Source organism: Microbacterium sp. BH-3-3-3 (genome assembly GCF_007679045.1).
Lineage (GTDB): Bacteria > Actinomycetota > Actinomycetes > Actinomycetales > Microbacteriaceae > Microbacterium > Microbacterium algihabitans.
In genome coordinates this window covers 893,053-912,369 of the sequence record NZ_VEFS01000001.1, presented here as the reverse complement: position 1 = coordinate 912,369, position 19,317 = coordinate 893,053, and the positions used below count along the sequence as shown (strand labels likewise).

The window sequence follows — 19,317 nt, the reverse complement described above, 5'->3', positions numbered from 1 at the left end:
GCCATGACGCACGAGCCGCGACCGGCGGGGGTCACCCCGCCGGTCGCCGTCGTCTTCGCGACCGTCGTCTGCGTCGCGCTGTCGATCGGCGGGCTCGGGGTGGCGAGTCTCGTGCTCGACGCCGACGTCATCCCGGTGCGCGGCCTGGGGGTCGTCCCGGGTGTCATCGGGCAGGTGTTCGCCTTCGCCGCGTTCGCGGGCGTGCTGCTGTGGGGTGTGCGGGCCGACCCGCCGTCGTACCTGACGGCGGTGCCGTGTGCCATCGGCGCCTATGTGGGCGAGATCCTCGGCATCGTCGTCGGAGCGCTCGTCAGCGGAGCCGATCCGGCGCGGGGGCTCTCGGCGGCGGGGAGTGTGGCCATCGGATTCGCCGGCCCCGTCGTCGCCCTCGCGGCGCTCCTGGCAGCGTTCTTCGGTGTCTTCCTCGTGCGCGCCCGCACCAGCGGCCCGCGCTGGCGCTGGGAGGACGACGACGACGCGCCCTGATCTCCGCGTGCGACGGCGGCTCCGACGCGGCGCGCAGCACGGCATCCGCGTGCTTCCGGGCGTGTCGCACTAGCCTTAGGGCCGTGGAGCGCTCCCTCGAGTCGCAGGTGAGCCAGGCGGTCGACGCCTGGCTGCGCTGGCTGCCGCGCTGGGAGCCCGCCAACCACCGCGGCCGCATCGCCCCGTGCCGGCGGTGCTTCGGCTCGCCGGTGCTGTCGGCGGCAGGGCTCGGAGCCGACGTGCCCCACGGCGTGCAGCACGGTCTGTCGACCCGGGTGAAGAGCATCGTCGACCACGCCGTCGCCGAGTACACCTCGCGCAACCTGCCGATGCTGCAGGCCGAGCTCGACCAGCAGGCCGAGCGCAATCGCCGCCGCACCTATCGCCCCGCCGAAGACCTCGAGCCGGAGTTCGAGGGCATGCCGCTCGACCCCGACCCCGAGCCCGGTTCGCCGTTCCTGTTCACCCTGTCGGGTCTCGCCGCCGAGGAGGACGCGGCGCTCCCCGCCCTTCCTCCCCTGTCGGATGCCGCCAAGGCCGCGCTCCGGCAGGAGGTGGGTCTCGCCGACGACTACGCCAACATGATCGGTCGAGAGGTGTGCACGGTTCTGCTGCACCACCGACTCCGCATCCAGGCCGCGGTCGCCGAGTACGTCGAGCCGCAGATCGCTGCCCTCCTCGACGAACTGACGCGCTCTCTCGACGCTCCGTTCGATCCGCGCGAACCGGGGCCGTCGGCCACCTGACCCCTGTGGATGAGCGCGCGGGTCTCATCGGCTGCTTTGTTAGCATCGACGGGTTGTCCGCCGCGTCGGTGCGGGCGTGTCGTGCGGGGGAGGGGGCTCGATGCCGCAGCGCCTTCCCTCGTCGCCGCCCATCCTGCCCGGGCTGGCCTACATCCGTCCCCTCGGCTCCGGCGGGTTCGCCGATGTGTTCCTGTACGGCCAGGACATGCCGCGTCGCGACGTCGCGGTGAAGGTGCTGCCGAGCGACGTGCGCGACCCCGATCTTCTGCGCATGTTCAACGCCGAGGCCGACGTGCTCGCCCACCTGTCGGCGCACCCGTCGATCGTCACCGTCTATCAGGCGGGGATCTCCGCCGACGGTCGGCCCTACATCGTCATGGAGTTCTGCCCCGGCTCGCTCTCGCAGCGCTATCGCGTCGAGCGCATGCCGGTGGCCGAGGTGCTGTCGATCGGGGTGCGCATGGCGGGTGCGCTCGAGTCCGCGCACCACGCGGGCCTCATCCACCGCGATGTGAAGCCCAGCAACATCCTCGTCACGACCTTCGGGGCGCCTGTTCTCGCGGACTTCGGCATCTCGTCGTCGCTCGTGCGCCAGGGGGCCGACGAGATGCTCGCGATGTCGGTTCCGTGGAGCGCCCCCGAGGTCGTCGCCGAGCAGACCGCCGGCACCGTCGCCAGCGAGGTGTGGAGCCTCGGCGCGACGGTGTACTCGCTGCTCGCGGGCCAGAGCCCGTTCGAGCGGCGCGAGAAGGGTCAGAACTCCCGCGAGCAGTTGCGCCGTCGCATCGCCCGCGCCTCGTACACCGACATCGGCCGCGGCGACGTCCCGGCTTCGCTGCAGGCGGTGCTGGCCCGATCGATGTCGCGCGACCCAGCCGATCGCCACGCGAGCGCCCGCGCCTTCGGTGAGGCGCTCCAGGCCGTGCAGACCGAGCTGGGGCTGCCGGCGACCCCGCTCGAGGTGCCCGCCGCGGAATGGACGGCCACGGCGCGCGCCGTCGATTTCGCCGACGGCACCCTGCGCGGCCCCGCCCGCTCGCGCATCGAGCGAGAGGGCTCGCGCAAGCTGCGCAGCTCGTCCGGCATCACCGGCTATGCCCGCGACGAAGACACCGACATCGCCTCGGGAAGCGCGGGCGCCTCGCGCGCGCTGCCGTGGATCCTGGCATCCGCCACCCTCGTCACCGCCGGAGCGGTCGTCGTCGCCGCGCTGTACGCCACGGGAGTGCTGCGATGAAGCGCCGCACAATCGCCGGCCTCGGGGCCACCATCGCGGCCGCCGCGCTCGTGGTGACGGCGAGCATCGTCTGGCCCGGGCTCGACGCGCAGCAGACGCCCGAGGTCGACACCTCGGTGTGGGCCCTGCAGACCGGAGACGGGCAGCGCTACGCGCGGGTGAACACCGCCGTGGGCGAGCTCGACACCGTGCGCAGCGCCGGCAACCCGAGTCAGGTCGCGCAGTCGCCCGAGGGCGCGTTCCTCTTCACCGACAGCTTCAGCAAACTCACCCGCATCGACGAGGCCCAGCCCGTCGACCTGCAGGACGACCAGCTCGAGGCCGCCCCCGACACCCCTCCGGGAACGACCTCGGTCGTCACCGCGGGCGACTACGTCGTCTACCGCACCGATGCGGGGACGCTGTTCGCCAGCCGACTCAGCCGTGCGGGGCAGGCGGCCACCGAGCTCGACCCGTTCGACACGTCGTCGGACGACGACGCGCCGGCGTACACGGCCGATGCCGTGGCGCTCGATGCGCGGGGCATGCTGTTCGCCTATTCGTCCGCCGACGGCTCCGTCATCCGCTACGACATCGAGGCCGACGAACTCCGCGGCCGCGATGCGCTCGACGCGCAGGTGACGACGCCGCTGCTCTCGGCGGCGGGCGACACCTGGGTGCTCGTGGACGCGGACTCCGGCCGCACCTGGAGACGCGGCGCGGATCCCGTCGACATCGACGCCGGCGAGCAGCTCGTCGTCTCCGATGCGGATGCCGATGCCCGGGCCGTCTACGTCGCCGATGACCAGTCGCTGTGGAGCATCCCCGCCGACGGCTCGGAGCCGCGGCGCGAGGTCGGCGGCGGCGGCAACGTGCTAGGTCAGCCTGCGCGGCCGCTGTCGCACGAGGGTGTCGCGTACGCCGCCTGGCTCCTGCCCAGCGATGCGCGCGGCACGCTGTGGCGCTCGGATCAGGGCGAGACCGAACTCGACTACGCCGGCCAGACCATGCCCGATCAGCGTCGCCCGGTGTTCGTCGCCACCGATCACGCGGTCATCCTCAACGAGACCCGCACGGGCTGGGTGTGGACGGTGCCCGACGGTGCGCTCGTCGCCTCGAGCCAGAACTGGTCGCTCGACGACCGCACCGAGCAGACCGCCGTGCAGAGCGACGAACAGCTGAGCGTGGTGCTCGATCCCAAGCCGCCGATCGCCGAGCCCGACGTCTTCGGTGTGCGCGCCGGACGCCTCACCACTCTCCCCGTGCTCCTGAACGACCATGATCCGAACGAAGACGTCCTGAGCATCGTCGCCGAGAGCGTCACCGGCCTCGACCCCGGCTTCGGCACGCTCACCGTCACCGACTCCGGCCAACGCCTCGCAGTCCGCGTGGCCGCCGGCGCCACCGGCAGCGCGACCTTCAGCTACACCGTCACCGACGGCACCGCCGTCGACGGGCTCACGTCGGCGCCCACCACCGTCACCCTCACCGTCTCGCCCCCCGAGACGAACGCGGCGCCCGCCTGGTGCGGCGTCGAAGGGTGCCTGCAGCAGTGGCCCACGCCCGAGGTGCAGCGCGGCGGAACCATCACGGTGCCCGTGCTCCCCGGGTGGGTCGACCCCGACGGCGACCCCCTGCTGCTGCTGTCCGTCGACAACCCGGGTGACGTCGGCACCGTGGCCTCGACCCCCGGCGGCGACGTGGTCTACCAGCACGCCGACGACGGCTCGGGCGCGGAGCAGAACGTGCAGCTCGACGTGACCGTCGCCGACACCGACGGCGCCGTGACGACGAAGCCCCTCGTGATCCGCGTCCTGCCCGACCCGGCGCTGGCCGTGCAGTCGTTCGCGCGGATCGACACCGTGGGCACCTCGCTCGCGGTCGACGTCGGCCCGCACGTCACGGGGACCGCCGGCGACGTCTCGCTCATCTCCGTTCGCGTGCTCGACGACGCCGCCGCCACCGCGACGGTCGTCGGGGGGAGCACGACCTTCGACTTCACGGCATCCGCCCCCGGGGTCTACCGCGTCGACTTCACCGTCAACGGCGGGGGGCGCGATGCGACCGGCACCGCGCGCATCACGCTTCTGCCCGCTGATGCGCCGGCGCAGTTGTCGACCTCTCCGGTCGTGGCGTTCGTGCGCCCGCAAGAAGATGCGACCCTCGACGTCTTCAGCGCGGTGTCCAATCCCACCGGTCGCGTGCTGCTGCTCAGCGACGTGACCCCTGCGGCCTCCGACGGGGCGTCGCTCACCGTCGACACGGTCGCCCAGAACGACCTGCGCGTCTCGGGCAGCACCGCCGACGGAAGCGCGGGTCTCCTGGGCACCGTCGGCTACACCGTCAGCGACGGCACCGACGACGAGGGTTCGAGCGTGGTCGGCGAGGCGACGGTGTACCTGCTCCCTCCGGCCCCCGAGATCGCCCCGATCGCCGTCGACGACACCGTGACGGTGCGCGCGGGGGCGCAGATCGACATCCCCGTGCTCGACAACGACATCTCGCCCGCCGGCGGTCGACCGACGCTCGACCCCGCGAGCATCCAGGCCCAGCCCGCCAGCGACGCGCTCGCCTTCGCCTCGGGCGGCGTGTTGCGCTACCTCGCGCCGACCGCACCCGGCTCGTACGAGGTGACCTACCGCGTTTACACGACCGGCACCCCGGCGCTGTGGGACGAGGCGACGGTGCGCATCACCGTGCTCGGCGACGAGGCCAACCGCGCCCCGCTCCCCGACACCCTCGAGGGGCGCGTGCTCAGCGGGGGCACCACCACGATCGACTTCTCGGCGTTCGGCGTCGATCCCGACGGCGACGGCGTCACCCTCGACCGCATCGTCGCCCAGCCCGACCGTGGCACCGCCACCGTCGCGCCCGACGGATCGTCGATCGTCTACTCCTCGATCCCCGGCGATCGCGGGCAGGTGTCGTTCCGCTACCGGGTGTCCGACTCGGCGGGCGCGACCGGCGAAGGCACCGTGCGCATCGGCATCCTGAACGCCGAGGCGAACCCCAGCCCCGTCACCTTCACCGACTACGTGCAGGTGCAGGCCGGGGCCGACCGCACGATCCGGGTGAGCCCCCTGGCCAACGACATCGACCCGACGCAGGGGCGGCTGACGCTCACGGGCGTGCGCCCCGACCTGCCCGAGACCCTCGTCGACGACAGCGCCAACCCCGAATACGCGCGCATCGCGGGCTTCATCGACACCGTGACCGACACCGGCGTCGTGCTCCGTGCGGGCGAGCAGCCCGGCACGATGTCGTTCCTCTACGACGTCGCCAGCGACTCCGGCAACACCGGTCGAGGCCTGATCGTCGTGAAGGTGGTCCGCGAGAGCGTGCCCGACTACCCGGTGGTGACCGACACCGTGCTGACGGTGGAGAACCGCGACGACTTCACCGGCGGCGTCGACGTGCTCGCCGGTCGCGCGACCTGGGCCGGCGGCGAGGTCGGCGACCTCGACGTGTCGCTGTGGGGCACGCCGCAGGGCGTGCAGCTCGACGGTCGCCGCATCTCGGGCGAGCTCCCGGCGACCCGGCGGGTCATCCCCTTCGCCGTCACCGGACGCGCCGGCGACACCGACGTCACGACCTACGCCTTCTTGCGCGTGCCCGGCGACGACGACGTGAGCCTGTCGCTGCGTCCGGGTTCGGCGCAGCGCGTCGACGAGCTCGCCTCGGTCGAGTTCGACATGGCCTCGCTCGTGGCGGTGCCCCGACGGGCGACGCTCGAGGTCGGCACCGACGTGGCGTCGTCGGGCGCGCGGGCCGAGGGGAAGTGCTCGGTGTCGGGCTCGGTCGTGCGCTACGACGCGGGCACCGGCTCGCCCTGGACCGACTCGTGCCAGGTGCCGGTGCGCGTGGCCGGCACCGAGGACTGGACCATCGTGTCGGTGCCGATCGGCGTCGTCGCGCGCGACCCCCAGCCCGAGCTGCGCCCGGGAGCCCTCACCGTCGGCCCCGGTGAGACCGAGACGTTCGATCTGCGCAACATGACCACCTGGCAGCTGGGCCGCGAGGACTGGGACGGCATCCGTTACGCCGTCGACTACTCGGGCTCCGCGTTCGACGTCCGACTCGACGGCTCGACGGTGACGGTCGTCGGCGACGACCGGGCGGTTCCGGGCACCGAGAAGGCCGCGGTGATCTCGGTCACCAGCCACAACGCAGTCGCCCCCGCCCGACTCGTCATCCGGGTGGGCGCGGCCCCCTCGACGCTTCCCCAGGGCGGTACGACGTCGGAGCAGTGCTCCCAGGCGTCCGGAAAGAGTTGTGCGATCGACGTGGTCGGTGCCAGCGGCGAGGTGAACCCCCTGCCGCGCACCCCGCTCGAGGTCGTCGGCGTGCGTGCCGCGGCGGCGTGCACGGGAGTGAGCTTCGCCGTCGCCTCGGACTCCGCCATCGTCGCCTCGTGGAGCGACGACGCCCCGGGCGGCACCTGCAGCGCGAGCGTCACTCTGCGCGACGCGCAGGGGCGCACCACGGCATCCACCCGCGACGCCCGGGTCGTGCTCGACCTGCTCGGCTACCCCCGCGCCCCCGCGAGCGTCCGCCAAACGGCGTACGCCGACGGCTCCCTCACGCTGCGCGCCGACGCCGGCGAGGCGCGTCGCGCCTACCCCGCGTTGAGCGGCTTCGTGGTGCGGTACGGGGGAGACGTCGTCGCCCGGTGCGCCCCCGACGGCTCGTGCCCGGCGATCTCGGCGCCCAACGGCGAGCAGCGCGAGTACGTCGTCACCGCGATCAACAGCGTGGGCGAATCGCGCGGCGCCGTGCGCACCACGGCGTGGTCGTACGACGCCCCCGGCCGCCCGTCGGGCGGCGACTTCGTCCCCGTCTCGAACGGGGGAGAGGGCGGCGTCGCCGATCTGACGATCCGCGGCATCGACTCGGACGAGACGGGCACCCTCGAGGTCAAGAGCGCGGCCGGCGAGACCAAGACCGTCTCGATCGGTCGCAACCAGGACACCGTCTCGCTGAAGGGCTTCGGTGTCGGCAACAACTCGTCGACGCAGATCTCGGTGACGCCGATCTCGCGCTTCACCGTGCCTCCCGGGCTCGGCGGTTCGCAGACCGGGCAGACCCTCACCTTCACCGCCCACGGCGTCGGAAAGCCGCAGCAGCTCGCGCTGACGCTGACGTCGAAGCCCACCGGAAACGGCAAGGTCACGATCGTCGCCGAAGGGTCGGCGTCGAAGAACGGCGACGATTCCGAGCTGCGCTACGGCTTCGCCCTCAACGGATCGTGCAAGACGAGCGGAACGCAGGCACGCGCGGAGTTCCCGAACCAGGACGACGGCGAGACCTACACCGTGCGCATGTGCGTCGATTCCGTCTACGACGGCACGGTCTTCGGGTCGGATGCCACCGAGAAGAGCATCGACGCAACCCAGGACTCCGCGGCTCCCCAGGGCTACACGTTCCGCGTCGACGCGCGCCCCGCCGTGAACGGCGACAAGGCGACCTGGACGATCAGCGACATCCAGGAGGGCGACAAGCCCCCGCGCAACAACCGCGTCGTCTACGACGGGTGGGGGCCCGGCACCGACGTGTTCGGACGCGACCCCGGCATCGGCGTCTTCTTCCAGCACAACCTGTGGGGGACGAGGTCAAACCGCGGCGTCGTCGAGGCGGCGGCCGGCAGCGCCCCGTACCAGGTGCGGGCATCGGCGCGCATCGGGTCGTGCGTCGCGGGGAACCCCCTGACCGTGCGCGGCGACACCACCAACGACGCCGGCCGCACCACGGTCGACATCAGCGGGGTCCGCTACTTCGACAAGAACGACCGACCCATCGCGACCACCGACCCCTCGATCGTCCCCAACGGGGCGACCCGCGTCGAGAACGCCAAGATCGCCGTGCACTGGGGCGACCAGGGCTGGGACCTCGACCCCGCCACCCTCGTCACCGGCGGCGGCTGCGACCCGGGCAAGTCCTCGCCCTCCCAACCGCCCAAGGGCAACGGCTGAGCGCCGCCCCCGTCCATCCCCCGACAGGAAGAACGCACCGACATGACGATCACCCAGGAGCAGGCCACCTGGTTCTCCCAGACCTTCTCGCAGATCGCCGACAACGTCGAGCGCGCCGTCCTCGGCAAGCGTCACGTCGTGGAGCTCGTGCTGACGGCGATGCTCAGCGACGGGCACGTGCTGCTCGAAGACGTGCCGGGCACGGGCAAGACCTCCCTCGCGCGTGCCGTCGGGCAGACCGTGCAGGGCACCAACACCCGCATCCAGTTCACCCCCGACCTGCTGCCCGGTGACATCACCGGCATCACCGTGTACGACCAGAAGACCGGATCGTTCGAGTTCCACTCCGGCCCGATCTTCGCCAACATCGTGCTCGCCGACGAGATCAACCGCGCGAGCCCCAAGACGCAGTCGGCCCTGCTCGAGGTGATGGAGGAGGGCAAGGTCACCATCGACGGCGTCTCCCGCGAGGTCGGCGTGCCCTTCCTCGTGCTCGCGACGCAGAACCCCGTCGAGCAGGCCGGCACCTACCGCCTGCCCGAGGCGCAGCTCGACCGCTTCCTGCTGCGCACCTCGCTCGGCTACCCCGATCACGCGGCGACGGTCCGCATCCTCGACGGCGCGGCCACGGCCACGGCCGATCTGCGCCCGATCATCACGCCCCAGGCCCTCGTCGGCATGGCCGACCTCGCGGCATCCGTGTACGTCGACGCCCTCGTGCTCGACTACATCGCGCGCCTGGTCGACGCCACGCGCACGGCCGACGAGGTGCGTCTGGGCGTGTCGATCCGCGGAGCCCTCGCGCTCACCCGCGCCACCCGTGCCCGCGCGGCCGCCCAGGGGCGCACCTTCGCCACCCCCGACGACGTCAAGGCGCTCGCGGTGGCCGTGCTCTCGCACCGCCTCATCCTGCATCCCGAGGCGGAGTTCGACGGGGTGACGCAGGAGGCCGTCATCGGCCAGGTCCTGCTCGACACGGTTCCGCCCTCGCAGCGCGAGAGCGCCTGACGTGACCGTCGCCGTGGCATCCGCGAGCCGGGGAGGTGACCCGTGCCCGATGTGAACCTCACCGAGTCCCGTCTGACGCGCGCCTCCGCGTCCACGATGGCCACGGGCTCACGCACCTCGATCACCTCCACGGCCGCGCGCCGTCAGCGTCGCATCGTGCGGACGGTGGTGCGGATCGCCGAGTGGTGGCGGGTGGCGACGGATGCCGCGCGGGCCGCGGTCCGCTGGGCGGGACGCACCGTTCGCCCGGCCGGAGCCGTGGTCGTCGCGGCCGCCACGATCGGTCTGCTGCTGGGGATCGTCTTCGGATGGGTGGAGTGGATGGTCGCGGGCACCGCGGCGCTGCTGCTGCTGGCGATGGCCGTGCCCTTCCTCTTCGGTGCGCGCGCGTACGAGGTCGACCTCTCGCTCACCCACGAGCGGGTCGTGGCGGGCACGGGGGTGACCGGCGAGATCGTTGTGCGCAACGTCAGCACGCGTCCCGCCCTGCCCGGTCGTCTCGACATCCCCGTCGGTCGCGGGCTCGTGGAGTTCGGGGTGCCCCTGCTGCGCCCGGATCAGAGCACGACCGAGCCGCTCGAGATCCCGCCCCTGCCCCGCGGCGTGGTCCGCGTCGGACCGGTGACGACGGTCCGCAGCGACCCCGTGGGGCTGCTCCGCCGCGAGCACGCCTTCGACGACGTGCACGATCTGTTCGTCCACCCCCGCACGGTGGGCCTGCCGTCCACCAGCGCGGGGCTCGTCCGCGACCTCGAGGGCAATGCGACCCGCCGCCTCGTCGACGCCGACATGTCGTTCCACGCGATCCGCGAGTACGTCCCGGGCGACTCCCGTCGTCAGGTGCACTGGAAGTCGACGGCCAAGACGGGCCGGCTGATGGTGCGGCAGTACGAGGAGTCGCGACGCTCGCGCATGGCCGTCGTGTTCGCCGCCGCGACGCAGGAGTACGCGGATGCCGACGAGTACGAGCTCGCCGTGTCGGCCGCGGCCTCGCTGGGCCTGCGTGCCGTGCGCGATGCCCGTGACATCGACATCGTCACGGGTTCCGAGATCCCGCGTGTGGTCAAGGGGCGCCTGCGCGCCATCCGCCATGTGCCGATCGTCTCGCCTCGGGCGATGCTCGACGGGTTCAGCGCCGTGCAGCGGCACGAGAACACCATGCCGGTCGAAGACGTCTGCCGATTCGCCGCCGAGGCCAACGAGCGTCTGTCGATCGCCTTCGTCGTCGTCGGGTCCGCCGTGCCCCTCGCCCGCCTGCGCCAGGCCGCCCTGGCGTTCCCCGCCGACACCGCCGTCGCCGCGGTGATCTGCGACGAGCGGGCACACCCGCGCATGCAGAGCATCGCGGGACTCACCGTCCTCACCATCGGAACCCTCGACGACCTGTCGGGTCTGCTCGTGCGCGGAGCCACCTCGTGAGCGCCGGTCGTCGCGAGCGCCCGACGCGGACGCGGGAGTCCTCCGTGCCCCGGTGGGTGGCCGCATCGGCGTACACCGCGGTGTCGGTCGCCCTCGCAGCCGTCGCGGCGTGGCCGGTCTACGCCTCGGGGTCGTTCCTGCTGCTCGTGCTGGTGTCTTCGTTGGTGGCGACGGCGGTCGTCGCGCTCGCCGCGTGGCGGCGCGGCGGAGGGTGGGTGCTCGCCGCCGGGCTGGTCGGCGCGTTCGCCCTGCTCGCGGTGCCGCTCGCCGTCCCCTCGAGACTGACCTCGCCGCTCGACGTGCTGCGCGGGCTGGGTGAGGCCTTCGCGGGTGTCGTCGTCGCGTGGAAAGACCTGGTCACCGTCGACCTGCCGGTCGGCGCGTACCGCAATCTGCTCGTCCCGGCGCTCGTGGTGTTCCTGGTGGGTACCGCCCTCACACTGGCCCTCGCGGCTCGCACCGACCGGCGCGCTCCCGCAGCAGTGGTGCCGGGCCTGGCGATGACCGGGTTCGGGCTGTTCTTCGGCCGGACTTCCACCAGCGCTCCGCTCTCGCTCGGGGCGGTGTCGCTGCCGGCTCCGGTCGAGACCGCCGTCGGACTCGGCGCTCTGCTGTCGGCCGTGCTTTGGCTGGCCTGGCGTGCGCGCGACGAACGCGCCCGCGCCCTGCGGAGGGCTGCCGACGTGACAGCGGTGCAGGTGTCGCGCGGTCGCTCGCGCACCGACTCCCGGCGCGGAGCGCTCGGCGTCGCGATGATCGTCGTCGCGATCGTCGCGACGATCGCGGTGGTGCCGTGGGCCTCTCGCGACGCCGACCGTCAGGTGCTGCGATCGGCGGCCGGTCCGCAGCGTCTCATCGCCGAGGCGGTCAGCCCGCTCGCGCAGTACCGGGCGATGTTCTCCGACGCCCGCAGCGACGACGTGCTGTTCCGCGTCCGCAGCGACGACGGCGCCCTGCCCGAGCGCATCCGCATCGCCACCCTCGACGCCTACGACGGCGAGATCTTCCGCGCCTCGGGAGACGAGGGGACGGGCTTCGTGCGTCTGCCGTCCACCCGCGACGCGGGCACGGGCCGCTCCGTCTCCGCCGACGTCGACATCGCCGATCTGGGCGGCATCTGGATGCCCACCGCGGGGAGCCTGGTGGCGGCGACCTTCGAGGGCGAGCGCCGCGGGCAGCTCGCCGACCGCTTCTACTACAGCGCCGACGCCGAGGCGGGCGTGCAGACGGCCGACGGCGGACTCGAACCGGGCGACTCCTACCGGATCGACGCGGTCGAGGCCGCGCCCGACGATCTCGCCTCCCTGACGCCTCCCGGGGCCGTCGGCGCGACGGCCGGGGGCGACAACCTCCGCCGCTGGGTCGATGAGCACGCCGATGGATCCGACGGTGCGGCCCTGCAGGCGCTCGTGCAGCTGCTCCGCGAGCGCGGCTACCTCAGCCACAGTCTCGCGCCGGAGGGGGCCGCGCCCCCGGCCTGGACCGCCGACCTGCCCGGGTACCAGCTGCAGCCCAGCGCCTCCGGTCACTCGCTGGCGCGCATCGACCGCATGTTCGAGCGGTTGCTCGAACGTGAGGACGACCCCCGGGCCGCGGCATCCGGAAATTACGTGGCCGCCGTCGGCGACGACGAGCAGTTCGCCGTGGCGACGGCGCTCATCGCGCACGAACTCGGCTTCCCGGCCCGCGTCGTGGTGGGAACGCGTCTGTCGTCGCCGGACAGCGCGCTTCCGACGTGCGAGGCGGGGGAGTGCCGTGCGCGCGATCTGGTCGCCTGGACCGAGGTCGAGGGCGACGACGGCCGGTGGACGCCGATCGACGTGACCCCGCAGTGGGAGCAGTCGCCGAGCCTCGAGGTCACCCAGCAGCAGGATCCCGAGAACGTGACGGAGGTGCGCCCCGACACGGTGGACGAGGTCGTTCCGCCCGAGCCCGTGCAGGAGGACAACTCCCTCGACGACGATCAGCGCGCCGACGACGGCGTCGATCTCGCGTGGCTCTGGCCGATCCTGCGGGTGACGGGTCTCGCGCTGCTCGCCCTTCTCATCGTGTTCGGTCCCTTCCTCGCCGTCGTGATCGCCAAGGCCGTGCGCCGCCGCGGTCGGCGCCGCGACCCCGACCCCCGCTCCGCGATCGCGGGCGGATGGGACGAATACGTCGACGCCGGGGTGGATGCCGGTCGCACCGTGCCGCGCGCCCCCACCCGACGCGAGGTCGCCGACGCGTTCGCGACCCCGTCGGGGGCACGGCTCGCCGACGACGCCGACCGCGCCGTGTTCGCGGGCGGCGCGGTCACGGCCGACGAGGTGGCGGAGTTCTGGAGCATCGTCGACGCCGAGCGGCGTGTGCTGGTGCGTCAGCGAGGCTTCTGGCGGCGCGTGCGCGCGGCCGTATCGTTGAGATCGTTCCTGCGGTTCCTCGCTCCGCGCTCCCCGCGCACGAGATCCCCGCATCGCGACGAGAGGGGGAAGCGTCCCACCGCCCCGGGAGGACGCGACACGACATGACCGATTCGACCATGGTGGTTCTCGGCGCGAGCTCTCTCGCTCTCGTCGTCGTCGTGTACGTGTGGTTCGCCCTCGCCCTCGCCGCGGTGTTCCGCAAGACCGGCGAGCCGGTCTGGAAGGCGTGGGTCCCGATCGTGAACGTGGCCACCGTGCTGAAGCTCGGCGGGTTCTCGCCGTGGTTGGTGCTCATCAACCTGGTTCCGCTGTTCGGAACGCTCACCTTCGTGACCCTCTTCATCATCGCCGTGCACCGCATCACGGTGGGCTTCGGCGCCGGTGCGGGCATGACCGTGGTCGGCGCGATCTTCCCCGTCGTGTGGGCGAGCATCCTCGGTTTCGGCTCCGCGCGGTGGGAGGGCGATGCGCCCCGCGGTCCCGACGAGCAGTCGGCACCCGTTCGCCGCGGCCAGGACTTCCAGGGGCCGTACGTTCCGCTGGTCGGCGGATGGACCCCCGCGCCCGAGTCCCGTCCCGGCGACGGCAGCCGCGACGCCGAAGACCACGTTCCGGATGCCGCTGACGCGCCCGCCGAGCCCGCTCCGGTGTCCGAGCCCGTGATCGTGCCGTTCGCCGCTCCGACCGGTTCGCTCGCCGATGCCGTGCCCGCGTCCGGTGGATGGGGTCCTCCGCCCGGTCTGCGTCCCGCGGAGTTCGATGACCGCCGTCGCCCCACGCCCGCCGTCTCCGACGAGCAGATCGCGCCCGCCGAGCGCCCGGCCGCCGCCGCGGCATCCGGATCCTCGGTCTTCGAGGTGCTCGACGCCCTCCGCGACGGTGCCGACGACAACGACTCGTCCCGCAGCGCCGCCCGTGCCGTGCCGTCCGCGGCCGACGACGACGCGTCGACCCGTGCGCTGGTGATCCCCGGCGAGCCCTCGGCGTGGACCCCCGCGCCGGCCGAGCCCGCCCCGGCGCCCCCGACGGTCGACGAACAGTCCGACCCGATCGCCCCGTGGGTGACGCCCGCGCGCCGCACGACCCACTCCGACGCGGCGGCCCCGATCGCCGAGGTGCCGTTGACCCGGCCCGCCCCCGAGCCCGTGCCCGCGCCGCGCGCCTCGGCACCTGCGCCGGCGGACGAGTTCCCCGAGCTCTCCGAGGCGGTCTCCGCGGTTCCCGATGCTCCGGATGCCGGCTCCCCGCGCTCCGCACGCACGTCGGTGTCGTCGCTGTACACGCGACCCGAGGTGCCGGCCGTGGCATCCGACGACGACGATTTCGACGCCCTCGACCGCACGGTGGTGACCAAGCGCAAGCGGATCCCGTGGGCCCTCGTGCCTCCGAGCGGGGCGCCCATCGATCTGACGTCGACCGTCGTCATCCTGGGGCGCCGCCCCGCCGCCGACACCGCCTTCCCCGACGCGCAGCTCGTGTCGATCGTCGATGAGACCCGAACGGTCTCGAAGACCCACGCGCGCCTGCACCTGCGCGGCGAGACGTGGTTCGTCACCGATCTCGACTCCACCAACGGCGTCCTGTTCGCCACGCTGATGGGCACCGAGGTCGAAGCCCCTCCCGGCGAAGAGATCGAGGCGGGGGAGCGCTTCTTCCTCGGCGACGCGGAGGTGCGGCTCGCGCGGAGCAGCGCGTGAGCGGCCCGCACGACCGCCCCGACGATCCTGACGAGGTCACCCTCTGGGCCGGGCGTCTGCGCGCGTGGCCGACTCCTCCGGCGCACGACGACGCCGCGGCGGTGGAGGTCGACGACGACACCGTGCGTGTGCACGCCGCCGGACCGGAAGTCGAACCGGATACCGAACCGGATGCCGACACGGTGCTGTCCGGCGGCGCTCGAGCCGCCGATGACACGGTCGTCTCGACGAGGGACGACGACGGGATCGGCACGACCGCACCGCGGCGTGCAGCGCGGCCCTCCGCTGCTGCGCCCGACCTCGACGACGAGACGATCCGTCGCCCCGCGTCCCCGGCGGTCCCGGACCTCGATGACGCGACGGTGCGCCGTGCCCCGGCCGGGGTCGACCGCGTCGACGACGAGACGATCCGTCGCCCCGCGCCCCCGGCGCTCTCGGACCTCGATGACCAGACCATCCGTCGCCGCGCCCCCGCGGCGGCCACGGACCTCGACGAGGCGACCCGGCGCCGCCCCGGCCTCGAGTCGGCGGGCGTCGACGAGGACACCCGCCCGCGCGCCGCGCCCGCGCGCGGCGACGACGACACCGCCGCGGGGTCCCGTCGGAGCCGGCGCGAGGCGGCGTCGCGTCCGGGCCCCTCCGAGGCGCCCCTGCCGCCCGTCGTCTCGCGCGAAGCGCACGTGCCGACCGCCCTCCGGAGCGACGTCTACGCGCCCCGTACCGACGGACCCGTGCGCGTCGAACGCGCGCTCCCCGTCCCCCGTGCGTCCGCGTCCGACGCGTCCGTCGTCCGCCCGCGCTCCGAGCGCCGCGGAACAGGCCGCCTCGTGGTGCTGGCCCTGGTCGTCGTCGTGATCGTGGCGGCAGCGGTCGTGGGTGGGGCGCTGCTGCTCGGCTGAGGAGCGGCATCCGGCACACTCCCAGCCGGAGGGCCCGCGATCGTTTGCCGCGCCCCCGGAGAACGCGTATCATTGACCGGGTGTGCGTTCACGCGCGCCGTGCGTCATGCCCTCGGGCGGGTCGTACGGATCAACGCTCGCACCATCTCAGGGATCGGCCTGCGAACAGGTCGCCCCCACGGCATATCCACCACGAATCGCGTCAGATCATTCTGTCGCGGGGTGGATCACACGTGAGCCCGACACGTCACGAATCGCAAGATGACCGACATGGCGGGGGAGACACGACGCTGTCACCGTGCAGCACCCTGGGCGCCCGAGAGGATCGCCCAGCCAATCAAGGAGAGAACGTGCCAACCATTCAGCAGTTGGTTCGCAAGGGCCGCTCGCCGAAGGTCTCGAAGACCAAGGCTCCCGCGCTGAAGTCGAACCCCCAGCAGGCCGGCGTGTGCACCCGCGTGTACACGACGACCCCCAAGAAGCCGAACTCGGCGATGCGCAAGGTCGCCCGCGTGAAGCTGCGCAACGGCACCGAGGTCACCGCGTACATCCCCGGTGAGGGCCACAACCTGCAGGAGCACTCGCTCGTGCTCGTCCGTGGTGGTCGTGTGAAGGACCTCCCCGGTGTCCGTTACAAGATCGTCCGCGGTGCGCTCGACACCCAGGCTGTCAAGAACCGTAAGCAGGCTCGTAGCCGCTACGGCGCGAAGAAGGGCTGAGAACAATGCCTCGTAAGGGTCCCGCCCCGAAGCGTCCCGTCGTCAACGACCCGGTGTACGGCGCTCCCATCGTCACCCAGCTGGTCAACAAGATCCTCGTCGACGGCAAGAAGTCCATCGCCGAGTCGATCGTCTACGACGCCCTCAAGGGCGTCGAGGCGAAGAACAGCCAGGACGCCGTCGCCACGCTGAAGAAGGCGCTCGACAACGTCCGTCCCACCCTCGAGGTCAAGAGCCGCCGCGTCGGTGGCTCGACCTACCAGGTTCCGGTCGAGGTCAAGCCGCACCGCGCGAACACCCTCGCGCTGCGCTGGCTCGTGAGCTACGCGAAGGGTCGTCGTGAGAAGACGATGACCGAGCGTCTGCAGAACGAGATCCTCGACGCCTCGAACGGCCTCGGTGCCGCGGTCAAGCGCCGCGAAGACACCCACAAGATGGCCGAGTCGAACCGCGCCTTCGCGCACTACCGCTGGTAAAACCCGCGGGGTGTCCGTGACCGCATCCCGGTCACGGACACCCCGATGGGCCCGGCATCAACCTCCCAACAGGTAAGGAAGACACCCGTGGCACAAGACGTGCTCACCGACCTGACCAAGGTCCGCAACATCGGCATCATGGCGCACATCGATGCCGGCAAGACGACGACCACCGAGCGCATCCTGTACTACACGGGAACCAACCACAAGATCGGCGAGACCCACGACGGCGCCTCGACGACCGACTGGATGGAGCAGGAGCAGGAGCGTGGCATCACGATCACCTCCGCTGCTGTGACGTGCTTCTGGGACAAGAACCAGATCAACATCATCGACACCCCCGGTCACGTCGACTTCACCGTCGAGGTGGAGCGCTCGCTCCGCGTGCTCGATGGCGCCGTCGCCGTCTTCGACGGCAAGGAGGGCGTCGAGCCCCAGTCCGAGACCGTGTGGCGTCAGGCCGACAAGTACAACGTCCCCCGCATCTGCTTTGTCAACAAGATGGACAAGCTCGGCGCGGACTTCTACTTCACCGTCGACACCATCATCAACAAGCTCAAGGCGAAGCCGCTGGTCATCCAGCTGCCCATCGGCGTCGAGAACGACTTCATCGGTGTCGTCGACCTCGTCGAGATGCGCGCACTCGTCTGGGCGGGCGACGCCAAGGGTGATGTCACCATGGGCGCCAAGTACGACATCCAGGAGATCCCGGCCGACATGGCCGACGTCGTCGCGAAGTACCGCGAAGAGCTCCTCGAGACCGTCGCCGAGACCGACGAGGAGCTTCTCGAGAAGCACTTCGGCGGCGAAGAGCTCACCGTCGCCGAGATCAAGGCCGCCATCCGCAAGATGACGGTCAACTCGGAGATCTACCCGGTGCTCTGCGGCTCGGCGTTCAAGAACCGCGGTGTGCAGCCCATGCTGGACGCCGTCATCGACTACCTGCCGTCGCCCCTCGACGTGCCGGCCATCGAGGCGCACGACCCGAAGAACGAAGAGACGATCATCGAGCGGCACGCCGATCGTGAAGAGCCCTTCACCGCGCTGGCGTTCAAGATCGTCACGCACCCCTTCTTCGGTCGTCTGACCTACATCCGCGTGTACTCCGGTCACCTCGACTCGGGCGCGCAGATCGTCAACTCGACGAAGTCCAAGAAGGAGCGCATCGGGAAGATCTTCCAGATGTACGCCAACAAGGAGAACCCGGTTCCCTCGGTCACCGCCGGCCACATCTACGCGGTCATCGGCCTGAAGGACACCACGACCGGCGACACCCTCTGCGACGCGCAGAACCAGGTCGTCCTCGAGTCGATGACGTTCCCCGAGCCGGTCATCGAGGTCGCGATCGAGCCCAAGACCAAGGCCGACCAGGAGAAGCTGGGTCTCGCGATCCAGAAGCTGGCCGAAGAAGACCCGACGTTCCGTGTCGAGCAGAACAACGACACCGGCCAGACGGTCATCAAGGGCATGGGCGAGCTGCACCTCGACATCCTCGTGGACCGCATGAAGCGCGAGTTCAAGGTCGAGGCCAACGTCGGCAAGCCGCAGGTGGCGTACCGCGAGACGATCAAGAAGACCGTCGAGCGTCACGACTACACCCACAAGAAGCAGACCGGTGGTTCGGGTCAGTTCGCGAAGATCCAGTTCGCGCTCGAGCCCCTCGAGGTCACGGCCGACAAGACCTACGAGTTCGAGAACAAGGTCAGCGGTGGTCGTATCCCGCGCGAGTACATCTCGCCGACCGACCAGGGCTTCCAGGACGCCATGAACGTCGGCGTGCTCGCCGGCTACCCCATGGTGGGCGTCAAGGCGATCCTGCTCGATGGCGCGTCGCACGACGTCGACTCCTCGGAAATGGCGTTCAAGATCGCCGGCTCCATGGGCTTCAAGGAAGCGATCCGCAAGGCCAACCCCGTCATCCTCGAGCCGCTCATGTCGGTCGAGGTGCGTACTCCCGAGGAGTACATGGGCGACGTCATCGGCGACCTGAACTCGCGTCGCGGGCAGATCCAGTCGATGGAAGACGCTCAGGGTGTCAAGGTCGTGCGGGCGCTCGTCCCGCTGTCCGAGATGTTCGGCTACATCGGCGACCTGCGCTCGAAGACCTCGGGCCGCGCCGTGTACTCGATGGAGTTCGACAGCTACGCCGAGGTTCCTCGCGCCGTCGCTGACGAGATCGTCCAGAAGAACAAGGGCGAGTAACACCGCTCTCACGGATGCCGGGAATCCCGGGTTCTGCTCGGGTTCCCGGCATCCGCTCAAACTGAATACCGACTCTCT

The 19,317-nt window shown here is 71.5% G+C and carries 12 protein-coding genes; all 12 read left to right on the top strand.

Annotated features, from left to right (window positions below):
- Nucleotides 1–3 precede the first annotated feature (3 nt).
- The 12 genes from FS769_RS04300 to fusA all read left to right on the top strand — a co-directional run bounded on the left by FS769_RS04300 (nucleotide 4) and on the right by fusA (nucleotide 19,239).
- The gene (locus FS769_RS04300; RefSeq protein ID WP_144829802.1) at nucleotides 4–486 is read left to right on the top strand and encodes a hypothetical protein; all 483 of its coding nucleotides are present in this window, start codon (nucleotides 4–6) and stop codon (nucleotides 484–486) included.
- Between the two features lie 83 nt (nucleotides 487–569).
- Nucleotides 570–1,232, top strand: coding sequence for a spermidine/putrescine ABC transporter substrate-binding protein (locus FS769_RS04295; protein ID WP_144829799.1), 663 nt, complete (start codon nucleotides 570–572; stop codon nucleotides 1,230–1,232).
- A 100-nt stretch (nucleotides 1,233–1,332) separates the two neighbouring features.
- Complete coding sequence (locus FS769_RS04290) at nucleotides 1,333–2,469, top strand: serine/threonine-protein kinase (RefSeq protein ID WP_144829796.1); 1,137 nt, start codon at nucleotides 1,333–1,335, stop codon at nucleotides 2,467–2,469.
- On the top strand, nucleotides 2,466–8,417 hold the full coding sequence (locus FS769_RS04285; RefSeq protein ID WP_144829793.1) for an Ig-like domain-containing protein: 5,952 nt from the start codon (nucleotides 2,466–2,468) through the stop codon (nucleotides 8,415–8,417). Before FS769_RS04290 ends, FS769_RS04285 begins: the two co-directional genes overlap by 4 nt.
- 42 nt (nucleotides 8,418–8,459) lie before the next feature.
- A complete protein-coding gene (locus FS769_RS04280; RefSeq protein WP_144829790.1) occupies nucleotides 8,460–9,425 on the top strand; it encodes a MoxR family ATPase in 966 nt (321 codons plus the stop codon).
- A gap of 42 nt (nucleotides 9,426–9,467) precedes the next feature.
- The gene (locus tag FS769_RS04275) at nucleotides 9,468–10,844 is read left to right on the top strand and encodes a DUF58 domain-containing protein (RefSeq protein WP_260979690.1); all 1,377 of its coding nucleotides are present in this window, start codon (nucleotides 9,468–9,470) and stop codon (nucleotides 10,842–10,844) included.
- Between the two features lie 44 nt (nucleotides 10,845–10,888).
- On the top strand, nucleotides 10,889–13,351 hold the full coding sequence (locus tag FS769_RS04270; protein ID WP_186325416.1) for a transglutaminase domain-containing protein: 2,463 nt from the start codon (nucleotides 10,889–10,891) through the stop codon (nucleotides 13,349–13,351).
- The gene (locus tag FS769_RS04265) at nucleotides 13,348–14,943 is read left to right on the top strand and encodes a DUF5684 domain-containing protein (protein ID WP_144829787.1); all 1,596 of its coding nucleotides are present in this window, start codon (nucleotides 13,348–13,350) and stop codon (nucleotides 14,941–14,943) included. The genes FS769_RS04270 and FS769_RS04265 overlap by 4 nt, the downstream gene beginning before the upstream one ends.
- Nucleotides 14,940–15,842 carry a hypothetical protein gene (locus FS769_RS04260; protein ID WP_144829783.1) on the top strand — a complete coding sequence of 301 codons (903 nt, stop codon included), beginning with the start codon at nucleotides 14,940–14,942 and terminating at the stop codon, nucleotides 15,840–15,842. Before FS769_RS04265 ends, FS769_RS04260 begins: the two co-directional genes overlap by 4 nt.
- Before the next feature lie 350 nt (nucleotides 15,843–16,192).
- The gene (rpsL, locus tag FS769_RS04255; protein ID WP_013584051.1) at nucleotides 16,193–16,561 is read left to right on the top strand and encodes a 30S ribosomal protein S12; all 369 of its coding nucleotides are present in this window, start codon (nucleotides 16,193–16,195) and stop codon (nucleotides 16,559–16,561) included.
- 5 nt (nucleotides 16,562–16,566) lie between these two features.
- Nucleotides 16,567–17,037 (top strand): 30S ribosomal protein S7, encoded by a 471-nt coding sequence (rpsG, locus tag FS769_RS04250; protein ID WP_144829781.1) that lies wholly within the window; start codon nucleotides 16,567–16,569, stop codon nucleotides 17,035–17,037.
- 87 nt (nucleotides 17,038–17,124) lie between these two features.
- Entirely contained in the window at nucleotides 17,125–19,239 is a 2,115-nt protein-coding gene (gene fusA, locus FS769_RS04245) for an elongation factor G (protein ID WP_144829778.1), read from the top strand.
- Nucleotides 19,240–19,317 lie beyond the last annotated feature (78 nt).